Origin of the sequence: Porphyromonas endodontalis (assembly GCF_052173515.1) — a bacterium.
GTDB lineage: Bacteria > Bacteroidota > Bacteroidia > Bacteroidales > Porphyromonadaceae > Porphyromonas > Porphyromonas endodontalis_A.
Map to the genome: position 1 here is coordinate 91,647 of NZ_JBQMYL010000001.1, position 20,954 is coordinate 112,600.

Here is a 20,954-nt window from a genome sequence, read left to right on the forward strand (position 1 = left end):
ATTGAAGTAGGAAAAGACCACACTTCGCCTTGATAAGGTTAATAAAGTATTTGACCTCTTTGGCTTGGAGTGTAGTTCTTTTTGGGGTGCTATGAATTAAGATGCAGACCAATTACTTTTATCGGGTGCTAATCTCTTTTTGTCTAGGGTGGTTTGGGGAGGGATTCTGGGCAGAAATGGATACAAAAATAGGCTGATAATCGGTGAATTATCAGCCTATAAATTTTTATTTTTAGGGCAGGAGTTTTTCCTTTTCTATTCTAGGTCAAGTTGTCTGTTGGAGGATTGGGTGGAAAGTGCCCTCCGACGGCTAAGTTTTAGCGTCCCTCCTTCTTTTTGGCAAGAGCGAATGCTTCGTCAAGTCCCTTGGCTAGATCGTATTGGGGGCGATACCCTAAGGCTAGAAGGGGAGCGATATTGCACTGCCAATTGCGTTGCTTGAGGATGGGATATTTATCCAAGTTTAGTGCAATGGGATGCCCCGTGAGCTTTCCGTAGAGTGCTCCCAAAACACATGCTATATATATGATGCCGAGGGGAACTCGCACTTCGCGCACTTTGCGATGGATATGCCTTGATGCGAAAAGGGTGAAGTCGTGGTCGTCGTACGTTTGCCCATCCGAAACGAGATAATTTTTCCCTTCGGCATCGGGGTGAGTCATTACGAGGAATAGCGCTTGCACCAGATCTCGCACATATACAAAAGAGAGCTGTTGATGCTTGCGTCCTGATAGAAAACTCCATCCCTTTTTCATGGTATCGATGGAGAGCCAATAGTCTTGGTCGCCAAATCCATATACCCCGGTAGGGTTGAGGATGGTGTAGCGAAAGTCCGACTGGCGCACATAGTGTTCGGCGAGGAGTTTGCTTTTTCCGTAGAGCGTATTCGGCTCGTGCGGCATAGAGGCATCCAAGGGGTGATGGCTACGATTCTTTCCATAGCTACCCATACTGCTCATCAGTACGAACCTCTCGGGTAGAGCAGGCATACGCTCAAGAGCCTCTAGTAGACGGCGTGTATGCTCGGCATTGACCTCCTGAAATTCTCTCTTATGGGGCGTCTTGGTAAGACCTGCGTTGTGGATAACGTAGCGAAAAGGAGCCTCGGTGGATAGCGAGAGGGGAATCTTTGCGAACTGCTGCGCCATCTGATCTACAGAGTAGAAATCAACTTCCAAAAGGTGGATAGGTAGCCCCTCGAAGTGTTGTCTTGCACTCTCTTTGCGCACTGCCACCCATACATCAAACCCAAGTTCTATAGCTTTTTCTAGGATGTATTTGCCGATAAAACCTGTTGCTCCTGTAATTAGAAGTCGCTCTTTATGCTCTCCCTCTTCTTGCAAATTCATCTTCTTTTTAGAAACAAAAAGCCACTCAAACGAGGCCGAATAGACCTCCTTTGAGTGACACAATTAATCGTTATTCGTGAATGTCCGAAGTAGTGACAAGAGGATCTTATTTGTTCTCTGCACGTGCTTCCTTCACTGCTTCTTGGAGTAGACGGATCTTTTCGCCCACAGAGGCTAGATCTCGTTTCAAGCGTTGTTGCTTTTGCTCTATATCTCGCATCACGGAGTCGCCCCATTTAGACGATACCGAGAAGAGATCTAGATTGCCGGTAGAGGTTTGCAGCTCCTTGGACATGCGTTCGCGAGTGCGGTAGAGTCTTTCTAGCTCATCCTCTAGCTTCTTAAGGTCTCCACCCATGCTGTCTATATCCGAGGCAAAGGCTTCGAGACGGCGCTGATTGCGCTCCATTTGGAACTTTTCGTACACTTTGTCTACGGCACGATAGTAGGCGTTGTACACCTTTTCTTTATCGCGATAAGGCACATGCCCCACAGCATTGAAACGCTCCATAAGGGCGTTAAGTTTGCTGCGCATTTCTTCTTGCGGAGTGCCTTCCTCTTCTGTTAGTGCTTCAATTTCACTAATGATTTCACGTTTCTCCTTTAGGCAGGCTACCTGCTCTGTATTGCGTGCATTGCCTTGTTTCTTACGAGCTTCGAAGAAGGTATCGCATGCTGTGCGGAAGCGAGCCCAAAGTTCATCGCCTACGCGCTTGGACGAACGTCCTGCCTTTCTCCATTCCTCTTGTAGCTCTTTGAGCCTTTTAGCCTTCTTGTTCCAATCCGTACTGGGGGCAAGAGACTCTGCCTCTTCTATGATCTTGCGCTTGGTGGCATCAGCCTGATCGTATTGTTCACGTAGGGTCTGGAAGAATTGAGCTTTTGTATCAAAGAAGAAATTGCAAGCCGATCTAAAACGCTTATAGATCTCATTGCTTTCACTGCGTGGAGCGTGCCCGGTTTCTTTCCATTGCTCCTGTAGCTTGAGCACTTGTTCGGTGGCACTCTTCCATTTTGAAGCGTTATTGAACGAATCGATGGGTAGCGACTCTATTGCCAAGCAGATCTCTTGTTTTGCGGAGAGGTTGGCCTCTTCTTGGGCATTTCGGTTGTCGAAAAACTCTTGACGACGCCTATTTAGATCGTGAGATAGCTCGTTGAATCTAGCCCAAATCTCCTCACGCATAGACTTTTCTACAGGGCCAATTTCTTTCCACTCGCGGTGTAGTTGCTGTAGCTCTTTGCACGCATCTATGATATCCTCACGAGTGCTGAGCTCTTCGGCTTGTGCTATGAGGTCTTGTTTGGCTTCGAGATTTTTGCGGAAGTCGTAGGCGCGGCTCTCTTCGTTCATCTGACGAAGATCGTAGTATTCTTCGCGCAATCTACTATACTCGGCTTGGAGGTCGTTGTACTTTGCCTCGGGCACTTGGCCAATGCTTTTCCACTTCTCCTCTAGTTCGTAGTATTGCGTACGGATGGTCGAAAAGTCGTCTTGACTCGAAACGATGGAGCGCAAGGTCTCAATGAGTTGACGCTTGAGTTCGTAGTTCTCCTCCTGCTTCTTTCGCTCCTCCTCTAGGTTTTGTTGGTAGCGAAGTCGGTAGGTCTCCAGGATATCGTGTAAGCGACTCTCGTGTAGTTTTGCCTCTTCGAGTTGGGCTTTCGCTTCGTCTGTCTCCGCGCGTTCGTACGCACTTTTTTTCCTGTCAAATCCCTTTTTTAGGGCGTCGACATCACGGCGAGAGGGTAAGACTTCAGATTGAGACATCAGTGCAATTGCATCTACAATCTGAGGACAAGTCATAGCTTCGATTTCCTCATAAGAGAAAGTTTTGTAAGCAGGACTCTCAGTAGAGTGGTCGGCTCCGTTTACGGGAGCTTCGGGAGTAGTAGCCTCAGCAGCATCGGGTGCTGTAGTGTTGAGGTTTTTCTCTTGGGGCATCAAGTTAGTATCTTCCATACGCATTCCTTTGATGAGGCAACCCTACAACGTATAGGGATCCTCTCTCAATTCGCTTACAAATTAAGCAAATAAAAATGAGACTAAGGCCTGTCTTTTGTGAATAAAGTAGGGTACTCCCAAATAATTGCTCCCTCAATCGAACAATTAAGTGTCACTGTATCTTGTTGATCGGGGAGGTTGCCTCCTTAAAAAGAATTCTCCATAACAAAAAAGTACCTCCACTCCTATCGGGAGAGAAGGTACTTATAAACCATTGAACTATGGCCTTTTTAGCTATTCATCGATGCTAAGAACTCAAGATTTGAATCCGTAGATTCGATACGTTGTTTAACGAATTCCATAGCTTCGATGGGATTCATATCTGATAGATATTTCCGCAAGATCCACATGCGATTGAGGGTTACAGGATCGAGAAGAAGATCATCTCGGCGGGTGCTACTTGACATGATATCCATAGCCGGGAAGAGGCGTTTATTGGCAATTCTTCTGTCGAGTTGCAACTCCATATTCCCTGTTCCCTTAAACTCTTCGAAGATCACTTCGTCCATCTTGGAGCCCGTATCGGTGAGGGCTGTTGCGAGTATCGTAAGACTCCCTCCGTGTTCGATATTACGAGCCGCACCAAAGAATCGTTTAGGCTTTTGTAGAGCATTCGCATCAACACCCCCTGAGAGGACTTTGCCGGAGGCCGGTTGCACAGTATTGTATGCTCGGGCAAGGCGCGTGATTGAGTCTAGTAAGATTACAACATCATGCCCACATTCCACCATACGTTTTGCCTTGCTTAGCACGATTTCTGCAATCTTTACATGACGCTCAGCCGGCTCATCAAAGGTGGAGGCGATAACCTCAGCATTAACGTTGCGAGCCATATCTGTCACTTCTTCAGGGCGCTCATCAATGAGCAATATGATCTCATAGACTTCGGGATGATTGGCTGCAATGGCATTGGCAATGTCCTTTAGAAGCATTGTCTTACCTGTCTTAGGCTGGGATACGATAAGCCCACGTTGTCCCTTACCTATGGGGCAGAATAGATCTACAATGCGCATGGCTGTTTTGTCGAATACGCCTGCCACATCAAGACTTTCGAGCTTGAATTTTTCTTCGGGGAAAAGCGGAGTTAGGTGGTCAAACGGCACTCTGTCTAAAATCTCCGACGGGAGCTTCCCATTCACCTTCTCAAGAGAGGCAAAGGGGAAATATTTCTCTCCATCTTGAGGAGGATAGATGGTTCCCTCTACCACATCTCCCGATTTTAACCCATAGGTCTTGATCTGCTGTTGTGAGAGGTATATGTCATCCGGCGAGGAGAGGTAGTTGTAATCGGCACTACGCAAGAAGCCGTATCCATCGGGCATAACCTCCAATACTCCAATGCAAGGAAGCATTCCTTCGAAATTGTATAGAGGGGTTTCTTCTTCGCCGTGGCTCTCTGTTTTTCCCGCTTTATCTTGGCGATTGTGTTGATTGCGGTTGCTCCTTTCTGCATTTTTCTGCCCCTTACGCTCTTGGGGAGCTGCAGGTTTTTCTCCATTTGTGCCCTTTGTGGGGGTAATTAGTGGCATGATGGAGTCGAGTAGCGAGTCTTTGGCATTGGCATTGGTGAATACCATTTGCGTCGGTTTATTCGGAGAATTCGACTCTTGAGACTCTTGGGGGGCCGGAGTGTCGGGGAGGATGGCTGCTGATCCCTTGGGGTATGTATCTTCGTGTTTGATGGTTGAAGCTATTTCTTCCGGGATGGAGCTGGAAGAGAGTAAGGCCGGATGGATTGAGGAGCTTTCCGTCTTAATATTTCCTGCTAGATGACTTGCACTCTCGGCTGAGGCAGCTTCGATGGCTTTTTTCCGCGCTTCGTCGTCCATGTCCGGAGAGAAGAGACTCTTCTGCTTGGGAGAAGAGGGGGTATTCGAGGAGGCCTTTGGCGCCCCTTTTGGGTTATTGGAGCGATCTTTCTCCTTAGATTGAGAGGAGGCTTTCTCCTCTGTTGTATTTGTGTTGCTTGTATCGTGACGCTTAGAGTTACCCCGATCTGCTTTAGATTTTCCTTGTTCTTTTCCAACTTCTGCCTGGAGTTCAGCTTGGAAGTCTAGAATGGCATAAATGAGTTTATCTCTGCCCGAGGGGATGTCTTTCATCCCCAACTCTTGGGAGATAGCGCGCAGCTCTTCGTCTGTCTTGCCATCAAGAGATACAATAGTGTACTTTGTTTGCATCGTGTGAATTACCTTCTGCTATTTTGCTTTGTGCTCCTTTGGTCTTTCCTTTTATCGTAAAGGCTTATGTAGACTACGGAGGTGATATAATATATGATTGGCTATACGATGGCGAATCGATCAATTCCAAAAACTTACTAAACTCGAAAAGAAATCGCTTACCCAGAGGGGAAAGTTCTACTTAGCGATTAGTTCAGAAAAAGGGACGATTCTTTCTACAACGACAAGGAGAACTTTATGTCTCCTAATGTAGATCCATCGATACTATTTCCCTGCAAATGTACAATACAAAATCCAAATAGCGGTACTTAAAAAACACAAAACTCCTTATGAAAACTTTTTCGCTCCCTCCCGAATGGCAGGAGAGAGCTTTAGGTTTTCGTAAGGAGCCTGGCTATTTTAGTCAAAGGCTTGACGAGGGGCCATCTTACGCAGGTTCATAAGAGCATAACGCATTCGTCCCAATGCTGTATTGATACTAACCCCGGTGTAATCGGCAATCTCCTTGAAACTCATGTCTTTATGGTAGCGTAAGATGAGTACATCTCGCTGCTCCTTGGGGAGACGTGCCACACAAGAGTGTAGTAGGTCTCTGCGATTTTGCTCTACCAACTGCTCCTCTATGTTAGGGCTAGGGTAGGGAAGTCTATCAAGATACTCTTCGCGAAAATTTTCGTCATGGATAGAGACCACATGCTGCGCCTTGGTGCGTCTAAAGTGATCTATTACCATATTACGAGCGACCCTAAACAGCCACTGACGGAACTTGCCTTGCATCTGATAGGTGCCGGCACGGAGCACATGAATAACCTTGATAAAAGTATCTTGGAACAGGTCATCTGCCACATCGCTATCGCCTACTTGTAGGCGTATATAAGAAAGCAACTCACCGTCATATCTGTCGATAAGTGCATCGAAGGCTTCGTTGCAACCTTCAGCATAGAGTGAGATCAACTCATCGTCTGATCTCAGCTTTATATCTTTCATATTGCTATGATCTTCTAATAACTAAAGAGTAGCAATGTTTCGATAGGCAATCGTGATCTAGTTTTATATTCCTCAGAGAGAGTAGCCTTGACAGGCTATTCCTCCCTCTCGGTGCAAAGTAACACTATTCTTGCGAAATATGCAACAAGAGGGAAAGAATTAGAGGGGAAGAAATTTTATCCTCCCCTCCGTATTTAGATTAGTTTGTTTTGCCAAAGCGGCGAGAGCGAGCCATCATGCAAGAGCCAATAAGCCCGGCTTCTTTCCCGAGGGTGGCAATCTTGATGGACGTATCGTTACTTACTACATTGAGCGTATAGGTCCGTACAATCGTCTCAACGGGGAGGCGTAGGAACTCGCCTGTTGCGGCCAATGCCCCTCCTAAAATCACTACTTCGGGATTGAAGATATTAATGAGTCCTGCAAGTTGTCTACCTAGTTTACGCCCAATCGAATCGAGAACTTCGAGACAGAGTACATCCTCATGATTGATAGCATCGATGATGTCGGACAGCGTGATATTCTGCCCTTTGTTGTAGAGGTCAGAAAGCACAGATACCTCTCCCGCAGCAATACGTTGGGTGAGTACGCGATGGAGAGCGAGTCCGCCAATCTCAGTTTGCATACAGCCTTTCTTCCCACATGGGCAAAGTATCTCATTGTCGAAGATACTCATATGTCCAAACTCACCACTGAAGCCGGACTTACCTGTATAGATTTTACCATCGAGGATAATGCCAAGCCCAAGTCCCCAGCTCAGATTGAGGTAGAGTACGTTCTTAGCATCAGAGCCTGCTGTTACCCCTTGCGTATATTCTCCGTAAGCCATGCCACGTGTATCGTTGTCCAACGAAACATTAAAACCTAGTTCTTTATTGAGAATCTCTGCAAGTGAAGTTTCTTTTTGTAGCTGTTGGAAGAAGGTGTAGCTATGCCCCGTTAGAGAGTTGATACGCCCGGGCATATTGACATTGATATTGAGTAGGTTGCTCGTGTCAATCTTATGTTCCGAGATAAAGGAGCGAATCAGGTTGCAAAGTTCGCTGAGAGCTTCCGGAGTATCACTTAGCGTGTAAGGAATATCGTAGTCTTGTAGGAGGATGTCTCCCACCAAATTCATAAGTCCAATGTGGATACGATCGTGCTGTACATCTACTCCGATGAATATCCCTGCTTCGGGGTGTAACCCATAGATGTAGGGATAACGCCCTCCATTAGTCTCCAGCTTGCCATAATTGGCAATACACTTCTTGTTCTCAAGCTCTGTGATGAACTTAGTAACGGTAGGCGTGCTAAGCATTAAATGATGCGCGAGATCGGTAATGGTAGAAGGACCATGTTCGATACAATATGCAATGATCTGGCTTTTCGTTTGTCCAACCTTTGTCCCAGATGAGACTTCACTGAGTAATATGGGTTCTTTCATTGATTTCTTCATTATTGGCAATAGAGATAATAGTGTTTATTCTTCCCCCTTAGATCGATTTTTTCTGAAAAAGGGTTTTCTAGAGCGGTGCGAAACCCGTCCTTTGGGGGTTGTTCCGTTTTCAGATTGTGTCTGTTTTTGTTTTCCGTTAGAAGCTCTTTTGGCTTGCTTTTCTCCCTTCGGGCGACGTCTATTCCCTCCGTTATTGTAACGCTTTTGAGATGTTTTTGGGGAGTACTTAGGGGCTTCTCCATACTCCGACCCTATGGGGACTTTGTATATCGAGTATCCTAGGAAATGCTCTAAGGAAGCAAAGCTACGTTGTTCTTCTTCGTTGACAAGGGTGATGGCAACGCCTCTTCCGTCAGTGCCTCTTGCCGTACGTCCGATGCGGTGTACGTAGTCTTCGGGATCATGAGGCATATCGTAATTGATTACTACCTTGATGTCATCAATGTCAATACCCCTGGCTACAATATCCGTAGCTACAAGCACCTCCACATAACCCGTTTTGAAGTCACGCATCACTTGCTCTCTCGTGGTCTGGTCGAGGTCCGAGTGCATTTCTGCAACATTTACCCCTCTGCTTTTTAGAGCAGTAGCAAGCTGATGTACCTTGAGCTTTGAAGAAGAGAATACCACCGTTTTGGTTGGTTTCTCTTCAGACATTGAGGATAAGAGGTCTGTAACAATGGGTAATTTTTGTGCTTCGTAGCAGATATAGGCACTCTGTAGAATGGTCTCGGGAGGTTTGGATATTGCGATGGCAACGTGTACCGGATCCTTAAGAATACTACGAGCGAGTTCCTCTATCTTGGGAGGCATTGTGGCCGAAAAGAGTGCAATTTGGCAGGTCTTGGGTAGGCGTCTGCAGATGCTCATTATGTCATCATAGAAGCCCATATCAAGCATTCTATCTGCCTCATCAATAACAAAATAGGAAGTGTGAGATATGTCCGCAGCTTGCAGGTTTAGCATAGAGATTAGCCTGCCCGGGGTGGCTACAACAATATCGGTCCCGCGCTCGGCTCCCCGCTGAGCTTGTGCCCAAGCTGATCCATCAGTCCCCCCATATATGGCGAGAGAGGAGATAGAAACAAAGTATCCAAATCCCGTAATTTGCTGATCTATTTGTTGTGCTAATTCTCGTGTAGGAGCCATTACGATAGCCTTGATATACCCCTCTTCGAACTCGCCTAAATAGATTCGATTAATGATGGGAAGAAGATAAGCTGCCGTTTTGCCGGTACCCGTTTGGGCACATCCAAGAAGATCTCGACCCTCCAAAAGAGGTGGAATAGTCGCCTCTTGTATGGGGGTTGGCTCTGAAAAATTCATGGCATCCAGTCCGTCTAGGACTTCGTCCGCAAAGTCAAAATCGAAAAAATTCATTACGTACAATCTTTCCCTAGCAAAGATAGGAGTTTTTTCTTTATAATGACCTTTTTGTAGAAGAAATATTTTGAATTTCTATAATAGCTCCCTTTGGTTACTTATCTCTTGCTTCCTGAAGTACTTTATATCTAAACTATTCTTCTAAAATCTCTTTGACTCAAAAAAGAACTCCCATACAAATAATAAAACTTGTATGGGAGTGATAGGGTAGAGACGGTTTTGCCTTTTGGGGAGGAGAAGATCCAGCTTGGTCCGTTTCTTCTTTATTTGATCTTTTGTGCTATACTGTCTGCAATACGTTGCATCTCTTCGCTACTTAGCTCAAGGTGCTGTCCCGAGGCAAAATTTACGCTCGATTCGTCTTGTAGGGGTATGAGGTGGATATGTGCATGGGGAACATCTAACCCTAGCACAAAAGAACCTATCTTGCGGCACGGAATAGCCTCGCCAATGGCTTTTGCTACCTTTTTGGCAAATAGGTGGAGGGCAGCTGTACTCTCATCATCGAGGTCGAATATATAATCAACCTCTTGCTTAGGAACTACAAGCGTATGCCCTGCGGCCTTTGGATTGATGTCTAGGAATGCAAAATGACGCTCGTCCTCTGCTACCTTATAACAAGGAATCTCTCCTGCAATAATCCGAGAAAAAATCGAACTCATAGCTTATTACCAATTTGTAATTCTACGGAGTGAGACCCTTAGATAGAGATCTCCAAAATTTCGAAACGAAGAAGCCCTATGGGAACTTGTACTTCGGCTATTTCTCCCACCTTTTTTCCGATAAGACCTCGGGCGATAGGGGCAGTAACGGAGAGTTTCCGCTCTTTGAAGTTGGCATCTATCTCGGGCACAATCGTGTATTCTATAATAGAATTGTCATCAAGGCGCTTTACTCTTACTTTGGTTAGTAGTTGCACCTTGCTAGTATCGATCGTACTTTCGTCTATAATGCGTGTGTTAGCAGCTTGTGTTTTAAGTTGCGAAATCTTTGCTTCGAGCAGCCCTTGAGCTTCGCGAGCAGCGTCGTACTCCGCATTTTCTGAGAGGTCTCCTTTGTCCCGAGCCTCAGCAATTGCTTGGGCTATGGCAGGACGCTCCTCCCTTTCCAGACGACTAATTTCATCCATTAGACGGTCGAAGCCGTCTTGAGTCATGTAGTGATATTCCATTTCTCTTGGGTTAGAACCATTTCTCTTGCTCTTTCATTACTCATTGGGAGGAGGAATGGCTATTGTTTTCACCTTACTATCAAAAAAACAATGGGCAGGTTCTCTATGCGTCCTTCTTGGTTTCCCTGTTCTAGAAGTCAGAAAAAAGTTTCTGTTTCATAGAGTGCTTGACCCATTATGTGCTGCGACACCGTAATAGGCCTTTATCGCAATACGAGTGCAAAAGTAGCTATTTCTTTTTAATGTAGGCCTATCCTCCCTATCCCCTTTTAGAAATACAATCCCATCAGCCCTAGAGTAATCTTATTGTAACACATGAGGTTAAGACCTAGAGCTTGAGGGAGAAAGAAGGGCGTGAAGAGACAGGGCCTTTAGTCGAAGCTTTGCTGTATTTCGTTGTTAGACAATACGCGCATGATCAATTTCCCCTGCGGAGTGTAGGTGCTCTCTTGGCAGGAGAATAGTTTCGCAATAAGTGCTTCAATCCCCTCCGGAGAGACTGGGAGGTTGCTAATTGCCCCCCTATAATTCGATAGTTTGAGGGCGAGGATTTCTATAAGAGCATCCTTAGTAGAGATGGATTGCTCTAGGGCATCGGATATAATTTGTTCGACTAGTTCTTTTGCATCTGTCTCCACCATTTCCGGAACTGCTAAGATAGAGTAGCTCCCTCCCCCGAGCGAAGAAATTTCGAATCCGATGGATTCTAGTTCGGGAAGAAGACCATCCACCAGGGCAACATCTTTTGTGAGGAATGCGCATAACTCGGGAAAAAGTAGCTTACGAGTTGCGTGTTCTTTTCCCTCTTTGGCAAACTCCTTCTTTACTTCTTCGTAGATAATCCGTTGTTGGGCTCTCTTGTAGTCGATGAGAACAACACCTCTACTAACAGAACTAACGATGTATTTATTATCGTGGAGAAAGCAGGGTGTTTTCTCTAGAGTTACTGCCTGAGAAGAAAAATTTTCTTGGGTAGAAAAAAGTTGATTTTCGGGTGGATTTTTTTCTGAAACTGGGCAGCTTTCCGGAGAGATTGGGGCTGCTTCTTTTTGAGAGAAGGTGGTAGCCCTGTTTTCTTTGTGTTGCTCGAAGCTCTCGAACATAGACTTCCAATCCACCTTCGGTCGCCGAGAGGGGGCTGAATACCCCTTAGCACTTGACTGGGTAGTGGGTAGATCTGTCGAATTAAACGGATTGTAGTTCGGATCCAAAGGCTGGTCGGGAGAGGGGAGTACCTCTTTTTGTTTCCCTGAATAAATAGGGATATCTACCACGTTTTTATGCTCAAAGTCGATGGTCGGTACAGCCATAGTTGTGCTCAGCGACTGCCTAATGGCGATGGCTAGGAGCTTGAAGATGGCTTGTTCGTCGAGGAATTTTATTTCCGTTTTTGTGGGGTGTATATTTACATCAATACGAGAGGGATCGATGGAAAAGAACAGGAAATAATTGGGGGCATAGCCGGGGGAGAGTAGCTTCTCGTACACAGAGAGGATGGCACGATGGAAGTAGGGATGGCGCATATATCGCCCATTGACAAACAGAAACTGCTCTGCACCTCGTTTTTTTGCGCAGTCCGGTAGGGATACGAATCCGTTGATATTGGAGATCTCGTTTTCGAAATGGATGGGAATTAACCCCTTATCTACAGACTGTCCCAGCGTGTCTGTGATACGGCGCCGCTGTGTAGTGGCCGGTAGATTGAGCGTCAGGTTTCCATCACTATAAAAGGAGAAAGAAACCCCGGGATAGACCAATACGATGCGCTCGAATTGTTCTATAAGGTGTTTTAGCTCGGTCTGATTGGATTTGAGGAAGCGCCTACGTGCCGGTACATTGAAGAAGACATTTCGCACCATAAAACTACTCCCTACGGGGGCAGCAACGTTGCGTACATTCACAACGTCGGAGCCATTAAGGGTAAGTTGGGTAGCCATTTCGTCTTCAGCGCGTCTCGTCGTCAGCTCAACTTGCGCAACGGAGGCAATAGAGGCTAGAGCCTCCCCCCGAAATCCCATTGAGCGTAGAGAAAAGAGATCTTGGACGTCAGAGATTTTGCTGGTGGCATGACGCTCAAAAGCCATGCGAGCATCCATTTGAGACATTCCGCAGCCATCGTCCGTAACCTTGAGACTCGCCTTCCCGGCCTCTTCTACTTCCACAATAATACGCTTCGCACCGGCATCAAGAGAGTTCTCGACCAGCTCTTTCAGGATGGATGCAGGACGCTGGATAACCTCCCCTGCCGCTATTTGGTTGGCAATACTATCGGGGAGTACATGTATTATATCGCTCATTGTTTATAATAGAGGAACCATACCAATACTCCCAATACGAGAAGTACGAGCAGGATCTTTAGTATTTCATTTATTCTACCTCTACCCGATATCCCTTTCTCTTCTTGCTGACTAAGATGGCGCATATTTTGCAACATAGAGGAATGGAGTTCGTCAGCAAACTGAGTGCGATGCTCCTCTGTTTGCGCTCCCTTCTTAGCCTCGTGCTCGGCAATTTGTTTCCCTAAAAGAGTCTCTGTATTGTAGAGTTCTACTTTTTTGTCGGGAGAGATCTCTCCTTTTTCTTCGAGTTCTTTTCGGATGCGCGCAACTCGCTCCTCTAGGGCTTCTCGCTCTTGATTCCAATAGATTGGCTTGTGTTCGAAGCGTCTTGTTCGTTGATTGTTGAAGAAGAAAAAGAGTCCCATAGTTGTTTCATTGCATTATTGAAAATATCAAGAGGCTGGGGAGCCAGCCAAGAGGGTGTGCTGTCATCGGGGCGGCGAATGTAGAGACTTAGTTTCTCTTCTTGCTCCGCTTTGTCCTTATCGTTGCCATCGTCTTGAGACTCTTTCTGCTCTAGAGCGGCTTGCTGAGTCTCTAGCTTCTCTACCTCTTTGTCTAGGAGTTGATAAGCTGCCAATGCGGCTTGTGCTCCGCTAAAGCCTCGGAGGGTGGAGGTATGAGGGTGTGTGTAAGGGATAGGAGCCCCTAGAGAATCTAGCTCTTGGGTAAATAGATCGTCGGGAGATTGGGGACGTTTCTCCGGCTGCCAAACCAAGCCGCTAATCCTAGATATGTCCGGTCTTACACTCTCAATAGGGTGAATCCCTCCCGAGGCGGGGCCTTGCCAGATTGTTTTTTGCAGGGTATCTGCTGCGAGGTAGGTATATACATGGGGCGACTTTATGCGACCCACCGCATAGTAGTGCTTGATGGATTCTTGCAAGGCATAGTACACCATCTCTACCTCTCCGTGGGCTTGCATCTCTCGTATGCTACTATCTGCAAAGAATGCAATGAGAGAATCCCCTTTGATTTGCTCAAACTTATCCTCTTCCAATAGGCGCATAGCCTTTGCATTGAGCCATGCTGTTGCATGATGTAGCGTGTCATCGGCAAAGTGCAGGCGTATTGTATCTCCCTCCAGCTGCATACTATCCCTCCATAGAATAGGGGCACCATAGAGAGCCATTGTAGAGTCCATGGAGAAGTAATGGAGGGAGTCTGCTACCGCTTGGGCGTCATTCCTATACACCCTTGTATTGTGGTAGGCTCGCGTTATGCGAATGTCCTTGGGCTCCTGCTTTCGGGTGATTAACTCAAGAGTATCGGCTCCAAGATAGAGTGTGTCGGGCTTTGAGTAATCCGTAAGCCAAGCGTGTTGGGTAGAAAAGGCATACTCTTTATTCTCGTCATAATAACCATATTCCCCTCTAAGTATTGCTTGGTTTACGGTATCAATCAGCACCATATTACCAAAGGCCTCTGCAAACTTCAACCGATTGTCGTAGAGTAGAGAATCCCCCTCTACGGTGCCATGGGTGTTGTATACTATAGAGCGATCGAGTAGGATACCTAGGTCTTGTTCTGTGTCGTATACCCCTCGTGTGCTTTCTATATGACCGGAGTCCGAAACAATATATGTAGGCCCATCGTATACCGCAATTTTAGTTCGCGTATTGTAGACGAGATAGTCCGTATTCAGAGTAAAATCGGGATTGACAAGCTCCACCGCATCCCGAAAGATGGCTTGGTCTGTACTGGGGGTGTATTCCCCATAGATGGAGGTTAAGGTATTGAGAGAGTCTACAATGGTTCCCGTATCGAAGTAATACCCTTTACCTGCAACCCTGTCATAATCCAAACTATCGGTGTAGAGGGTGGCAGTGGAGTTGCGAAGTTCTACGGTGTTTCTGAGTCTTGCAAACCGAGCCATCCCATCGTAATTGAGGTATTTCGATAGGATGGTTACAGAGTCCCCCTCGTGTATTTCCACATTTCCGAAAGCCTCAAATTGATCCGTCTCTTGGTCGAGAAAGGCGCTATCGCAGGTCATTACCCAATTGAGATGACGTAGCTGTACATTCCCAACGAGACGCTGCACCCCGGGGGTTAATTCGGCGTTATACTCTAGGCGATCTGCATGATCGAGGATGATGCGTCGTGTCCCTTTTGCTTGCGTGTTACCCCCTAAGGTAGGAGGTGGTGGCATTAGGGCAAACGAAGAGAAGAGAATAAATAAACCAATGAGCACCACAGTGGAAATCTGCCACCGTGCGTGCTCTTTAGTGTGAGGGTGAGAGTCTTTGTTCGACATTCTCTATCGAGATAGGGATCAATCCATGCTCTTAGGGAGGGAGAATGGCTTTTGTGTGACCTTTGTTCGGTTATTTATTATCGTGAATCCAACCCGGATACTTGAAGTCACAATTGCGATAACCCTCGGCAACTTCGATAAATGTTTTGAGTTGTTGTGTGCGTACCCAATCATCGAGCTCTTGGTTTCGCTTTTGCTGGAGAGCCATTTCTTTGATCGTTTGATAGTCTTCTGTAAGCGTAGCACGGTGGGCATCGTGCTTATTGCGAAGTTTTACTATCAAGACCTCTCTATTGCCTTTCTCATTGATCATTACGAAAGCTCGTGACAGCTCTCCTACCTTCAGATTAGCCACTTCTCGGCTAATATCCTGGGGAAGCTCCTCAAGAGGGAAGAACGAACTGCCGGCATAGGTGCTTTGGTAGTTGGTATTTACGAGTAAGCCCTCGCTATTGCTCGTATCTTCGTCTTGCGAATATTGAGCTACAGCAGCCTCAAAGGAGAGGGCTCCACTCGTTATTTGACCAGCTATACTATCGAGTTTGGTAACCTCTGTCTCGAGGGCTTCGTCGGCAACTTTGGGGCGCAAGAGAATGTGGCGGAAGTTGATAAGATCACCACGTTTTTCTATGATTTGCACAATGTGGTATCCCTCTTCACTTTGGATAATGGGAGAAACTCGTTTGTTGTTGGGCATATCGAAGAGAATGCGAGCGAACTCACTTTCCAAACTCGTTTTGGCCACAAATCCATATTCTCCTCCGTTGAGGGCGGTGCGAGTGTCTTCGCTGTAAAGACGAGCAAGGGTGGAGAAAGAAGTTTTTCCAGAGTTGACTTCCTCAGAGTATTCGCGAAGTTTTTGTTTGATGCGATCGATCTCCGACAGCTTTACAATGGGCTTACGCACAATTTTTTGTACCTCTAGTCGGGTGGGAATATAGGGTAGAGAGTCTGTGGGGATAGAGGCGAAGTAAGCACGTATCTCTGACGGGCTTACTGAGATGTTCGACACCAGCTTTTGCTGCATGGCACGCACGATTTCCCCGCTTTTGGCCTGCCGTCTCTGGTCTTCTCGGATCTGAGTTAGACTTTTATTGAAGTACTCTTCGAGTTTCTCTTTAGATCCAACTTCCGCTATCATCCCTTGGATATTGGCTTCTACATAGCGATTGATCATCGCATCATCTACCGTGATGCTATCAATTTTTGCCTGGTTAAGGAAGAGCATTTGCACGGCAAGTTGCTCCGGTAGAGCGCACTCTGAGTTGGCATCTAGCCGTACACCTTGAGAGAGAAGGCGTAGCTTTTGATATTCTACATCGGAGCGAAGGATCGCTTCATCCCCCACCATCCAAACTACTTCGTCTATGACTTGCTGAGCCAATAGGGTACACATGGAGACACATGATAGCCCGATGGCTAGAATCCAAGGGCGTAGGGAGTTGAGTCTTTTCATTTTCTTTATTGCTTAGAGAAATGGGGGTTGGGCTAGGTTAATTGGCTTGCTCGGATATGAATTTGATGCGAATAAGACGTAGCTCCTCTAGGGAATAGACATCCCCAAACTCTTCGAGAACAGCATCTATGGAGTCCGTCTCTGATTGCTTGAGGTAGGTATATACCTCCAAAACATCACTATCATCCATTATCTCTTTGATGGCATAGTCGATATTGATGCCCGTGCCGGAGTATACGATTTCTTCTAATTCCGTGAGGAGCTCGTCAATCTCTAAGTTATTGAAGAACGCAATATCTTCGAGCGATACTTTGCGGTCGATTTGTTCGATAATGGTGAGCTTGATCTTAGACTTATTGGGGATCGTACGTACATGGAAGTCCATGGGGCGTTCTATCTCATTCTCCTCCACATGTTTGCGAATGAGCTTGAGGAATTCTGCTCCGTAACGCTTTACCTTACTCGAACTTACACCGGGGATGTTTTGTAACTCCTCCTCGGTGGTGGGATAGAGTGTAGCCATAGCCTTGAGAGAGGCATCTTGGAAGATTACGTAAGCCGGCACCTTTAGCTGTAGAGCCATCGTCTTACGAAATTCTTTCATGATAGAGAAAAGCTCGGGGTCTCCTGCCTCTCCGGAAGCATCCTCTTTACCCATCATGGCATCTTCATCATCCTCTTGATCATCAATTACGATCTCGAATTTGGTAGGCTTCTTTAGGAACTTTTTCCCCTTTGCCGTTACCTTTAGGATACCATAGTTCTCTACATCCTTATCTATAAATCCACCTATCACTGCTTGGCTAATGACACATTGCCATAGATCGGCATCTACATCATTTCCCTGCCCAAAGCACTCTAGCTCGGTATGGCCATAGGCTTCTGTATCCGCAGTATCCACGCCTCTTAGCACGTCTACTACGTATTCTGCTTTGAATTTTTCTTTGAGTGCGAGTATCGTCTCTATGAGAGATTGCAACCACTCACTTGCATTTAATTTCTTTTTTGACATCGTACAATTGTCACAATTTCCACAATTCTCCTCTCTGTATTCTTCTCCAAAATAATGAAGTAGGAGCTTGCGCCTACATAGGGCGGACTCGGCATAGTTACTTGTTTCTGCAAGTAGTTGTTTGCCTATCTCTCGCTCACTATTGCTCTTGTCTTGCATGAACTTTTCCAACCGTTGCATGTCGCTCTGGCTGTAGTAAGCAATGCATACTCCCTCTCCTCCGTCTCGTCCCGCTCTACCGGTCTCTTGATAATATCCCTCAAGACTTTTAGGCATATCGTAGTGAATGACAAAGCGTACATCGGGCTTGTCTATCCCCATGCCAAAGGCGATGGTTGCTACAATTACCTGGCACTCTTCGCTAAGGAATGCATCTTGATTAGCAGCTCGCTCTTGAGCATCCAAACCGGCATGGTAAGGAAGGGCACGGATACCATTAATTCGAAGAATCTCGGCAAAAGTAGTGACTTTGCTCCGACTCATGCAATAGACTATGCCACTTTTTTGAGGGTTTGAGAGGACAAATCGAACAATGTTGCGGTCAACATCCTCATTTTTAGGGAGTATGCTGTAGAAAAGATTGGGTCGATTAAATGAAGATCGGAAGATATGAGCTTGAGGAATTTGTAGGGTTCGCAGGATATCGTGCTCCACCTTGGGGGTGGCTGTTGCCGTGAGAGCAATGATGGGACGGCGTCCTATAACATCAATCATAGGGCGTATTTTACGATACTCCGGACGGAAGTCGTGACCCCACTCGGAGATGCAATGAGCCTCGTCTATGGCAAAGAAGGAAATAGAAATAGATTGTAAGAAAGCTTGGTTCTCCTCCTTAGTAAGACACTCGGGGGTAACATAGAGAAGTTTGGTTCGCCCCGCTAGGGTGTCCTGTCGCACAAGATCCATTTGACTCTTGCGTAGAGACGAATTAAAGAAGTGCACTACACAGTCGTCATTACAGTAGCTACGCAAAGCATCTACTTGGTTCTTCATAAGAGCAATGAGAGGGGAGATGATAATTGCTGTCCCCTCAGAGATAAGGGCGGGCAACTGGTAACACATACTTTTCCCCCCTCCGGTAGGCATCAACACAAAACAATCTTTGCCCTCCAATAGGGCGCAGATAATCTCTTCTTGGTGATTTTTGAATGTCTCGAAGCCAAAATGCTCTTTGAGATGAGCCAGTAGGGTTAGATCCATGTTAGAGGAGTGGGGGATAGAATGCAATCTCTCTTCTAATTGCGAATATGTAGTTCCTTGCTATGCTCTTGTGCGTATTCTCGTGTTACGAGAAGTTCGGAAACGTCGGTATTACCCGGGAGGGTGTACATCGCTTCCATCATGATTGTTTCCACTACGGAGCGAAGTCCTCTAGCTCCCAGTTCCTCTTTGATCGTTTTGTCCACGATATAGTCGAGAGCCTCATCGGTAAAATGAAGTTTGATTCCATCCATTGCAAAGAGTTTTACGTACTGACCGATAATGGCGTTTTTAGGTTCAGTAAGAATGCTCTTGAGGGTACTTCTTTCTAGAGGATCAAGATAAGTAAGGATGGGAAGACGCCCAAGGATCTCGGGAATAAGCCCATAAGCTCTAAGATCTTGATGGGAGACATGTTTGAGAAGATGCTGAGGATCAACATGAGAACGCTCACCTTCTTCTTGATAACCAATGTAGCGAGTATTTAATCTGTTGGCAATTTTTCGTTCGATACCATCGAAAGCCCCTGCACAGATAAATAGAATATGGCGAGTATTTACGTGGATGAACTTTTGATCGGGGTGCTTGCGACCGCCTGCTGGAGGTACATTGATAATGGACCCCTCAAGCAACTTGAGCAACCCTTGCTGCACACCCTCTCCACTTACATCGCGAGTAATGGAGGGATTATCACTTTTGCGCGCGATTTTGTCTATTTCATCAATGAAAACAATCCCGCGCTCTGCTGCTTTTTCGTCGTAGTTGCACGATTGCAAAAGACGAGTGAGGATACTTTCAATATCTTCCCCTACATAACCAGCTTCGGTAAGTACGGTAGCATCTGCAATGGCAAAGGGTACGTCTAGCATACGGGCTATAGTCTGGGCAAGGAGTGTCTTACCTGTACCCGTAGGCCCTACCATGATAATATTACTTTTTTCTACCTCAATATCTTCGTCATTGGGGACTTGGAGCACCCGTTTATAGTGGTTGTATACAGCAACCGAGAGGTATTTTTTTGCAGCATCTTGCCCAACTACATATTGGTCTAAGAAGGCTTTTATGTCTTTGGGGCGGGGCAATTTTTCAAAACAAAGGTCTGCTTTGGGAGGGTTCTCTACCGTGCTATCTACAGGAGCGGGACCCATCGCTTGGCGGATCATCTTGTTCATTTCGTTGATACAAAGGTCACATATGGCTACACCTTCTTCGCCCTGTATCAAGAAGTTTACTTCTTCTTCTCCACGTCCACAATAGCTGCAATGCTTATGATTGCCGTCTTTCTTTTTAGGAGCCATCTCTCTTTTTACTGGAGGAGTACTATCTCTTTGTGTGTATAGAGGTCAATCAGTTTCCTTTCTTTGGCTTGGGGTTGAGTACCTTATCAATCATACCATAAGCCTGAGCCTCTTCGGCTGTCATCCATTTGTCTCGATCGCTATCGCGTTCAATGACTTCTAGTGGTTGCCCGGAGTGCTCAGAGATGATTTTGTAAAGCTCTCCCTTTACACGCAAGATCTCTTTTGCTGCGATCTCGATATCACTGGCCTGCCCTTGCATTCCGCCCAGAGGCTGATGAATCATGACACGAGAGTGCGGTAGTGCAAACCTTTTTCCATGAGAGCCGGCTACCAACAGTACTGCCGCCATAGAGGCTGCCATACCCGTACAGATAGTAGATACGTCGCAACTGATATACTGCATTGTGTCGTAGATCCCATAACCGGCATATACAGATCCTCCTGGGGAGTTGATATAAATAGAGATGTCTTTTCCGGGATCAGAGCTATCCAAGAATAGTAGTTGAGCTTGTATTACGTTGGCGGTATAATCGTCTACACCCGCGCCAAGGAAAATGATCCTATCCATCATAAGACGAGAGAATACGTCCATTTGAGCCACATTGAGCTGGCGTTCTTCTATGATAGTAGGGGATACATAACCTCCGTTTGCGGATATGTAATGGTGTAGGGTATTGCTGTTGAGCCCTAGCTTACGGGTTGCAAAGTGCTTAAATTCGTCTTGTACTGTCATCTTGTATCTGTTGCTATCTCTATGCTTATAAGATGCCTTTAGGGTAGGTAAGCCCTCAAGAGAGATTCCCTATCTACCAAAACAAAGGTAATAAAAACAATAACAATAATCTCCCCCTTTCATCCATCTCTCAAGCAAGAGGA

The 20,954-nt window shown here is 46.2% G+C and carries 15 protein-coding genes; all 15 read right to left on the minus strand.

Annotated features, from left to right (window positions below; all coding sequences use genetic code 11):
• Positions 1-317: 317 nt before the first annotated feature.
• The 15 genes from ACTTHR_RS00420 to clpP all read right to left on the minus strand — a co-directional run bounded on the left by ACTTHR_RS00420 (position 318) and on the right by clpP (position 20,811).
• Complete coding sequence (locus ACTTHR_RS00420; protein ID WP_442604782.1) at positions 318-1,349, minus strand: NAD-dependent epimerase/dehydratase family protein; 1,032 nt, start codon at positions 1,347-1,349, stop codon at positions 318-320.
• 106 nt (positions 1,350-1,455) lie between these two features.
• Positions 1,456-3,312: a DUF349 domain-containing protein gene (locus ACTTHR_RS00425; protein ID WP_442604783.1), complete on the minus strand. Its 1,857-nt coding sequence runs from the start codon at positions 3,310-3,312 to the stop codon at positions 1,456-1,458.
• Between the two features lie 272 nt (positions 3,313-3,584).
• A complete protein-coding gene (gene rho, locus ACTTHR_RS00430) occupies positions 3,585-5,534 on the minus strand; it encodes a transcription termination factor Rho (protein ID WP_442604784.1) in 1,950 nt (649 codons plus the stop codon).
• A 399-nt stretch (positions 5,535-5,933) separates the two neighbouring features.
• On the minus strand, positions 5,934-6,521 hold the full coding sequence (locus tag ACTTHR_RS00435; protein ID WP_442604785.1) for an RNA polymerase sigma factor: 588 nt from the start codon (positions 6,519-6,521) through the stop codon (positions 5,934-5,936).
• Between the two features lie 199 nt (positions 6,522-6,720).
• Entirely contained in the window at positions 6,721-7,947 is a 1,227-nt protein-coding gene (locus tag ACTTHR_RS00440; protein ID WP_276772996.1) for an ROK family transcriptional regulator, read from the minus strand.
• Between the two features lie 36 nt (positions 7,948-7,983).
• A complete protein-coding gene (locus tag ACTTHR_RS00445) occupies positions 7,984-9,339 on the minus strand; it encodes a DEAD/DEAH box helicase (protein WP_442604786.1) in 1,356 nt (451 codons plus the stop codon).
• A 266-nt stretch (positions 9,340-9,605) separates the two neighbouring features.
• On the minus strand, positions 9,606-10,004 hold the full coding sequence (locus ACTTHR_RS00450) for an HIT family protein (protein ID WP_442604787.1): 399 nt from the start codon (positions 10,002-10,004) through the stop codon (positions 9,606-9,608).
• A gap of 38 nt (positions 10,005-10,042) precedes the next feature.
• Positions 10,043-10,513, minus strand: a complete 471-nt coding sequence (greA, locus tag ACTTHR_RS00455) for a transcription elongation factor GreA (RefSeq protein ID WP_442604788.1) — start codon at positions 10,511-10,513, stop codon at positions 10,043-10,045.
• Between the two features lie 371 nt (positions 10,514-10,884).
• The gene (gene mutL / locus ACTTHR_RS00460; protein ID WP_442604789.1) at positions 10,885-12,810 is read right to left on the minus strand and encodes a DNA mismatch repair endonuclease MutL; all 1,926 of its coding nucleotides are present in this window, start codon (positions 12,808-12,810) and stop codon (positions 10,885-10,887) included.
• On the minus strand, positions 12,807-13,217 hold the full coding sequence (locus ACTTHR_RS00465; protein ID WP_276772988.1) for a hypothetical protein: 411 nt from the start codon (positions 13,215-13,217) through the stop codon (positions 12,807-12,809). The genes mutL and ACTTHR_RS00465 overlap by 4 nt, the downstream gene beginning before the upstream one ends.
• Positions 13,130-15,109: an OstA-like protein gene (locus tag ACTTHR_RS00470; protein ID WP_442604790.1), complete on the minus strand. Its 1,980-nt coding sequence runs from the start codon at positions 15,107-15,109 to the stop codon at positions 13,130-13,132. The genes ACTTHR_RS00465 and ACTTHR_RS00470 overlap by 88 nt, the downstream gene beginning before the upstream one ends.
• A 70-nt stretch (positions 15,110-15,179) precedes the next feature.
• Positions 15,180-16,565, minus strand: a complete 1,386-nt coding sequence (locus ACTTHR_RS00475) for a peptidylprolyl isomerase (protein WP_304285224.1) — start codon at positions 16,563-16,565, stop codon at positions 15,180-15,182.
• A 37-nt stretch (positions 16,566-16,602) separates the two neighbouring features.
• Positions 16,603-18,777 (minus strand): DNA helicase RecQ, encoded by a 2,175-nt coding sequence (gene recQ / locus ACTTHR_RS00480; RefSeq protein WP_442604791.1) that lies wholly within the window; start codon positions 18,775-18,777, stop codon positions 16,603-16,605.
• 35 nt (positions 18,778-18,812) lie between these two features.
• Positions 18,813-20,075, minus strand: a complete 1,263-nt coding sequence (clpX, locus tag ACTTHR_RS00485; protein WP_442604792.1) for an ATP-dependent Clp protease ATP-binding subunit ClpX — start codon at positions 20,073-20,075, stop codon at positions 18,813-18,815.
• Positions 20,076-20,124: 49 nt separating this feature from the next.
• Positions 20,125-20,811, minus strand: a complete 687-nt coding sequence (clpP, locus tag ACTTHR_RS00490; RefSeq protein WP_442604793.1) for an ATP-dependent Clp endopeptidase proteolytic subunit ClpP — start codon at positions 20,809-20,811, stop codon at positions 20,125-20,127.
• Between the last annotated feature and the right edge of the window lie 143 nt (positions 20,812-20,954).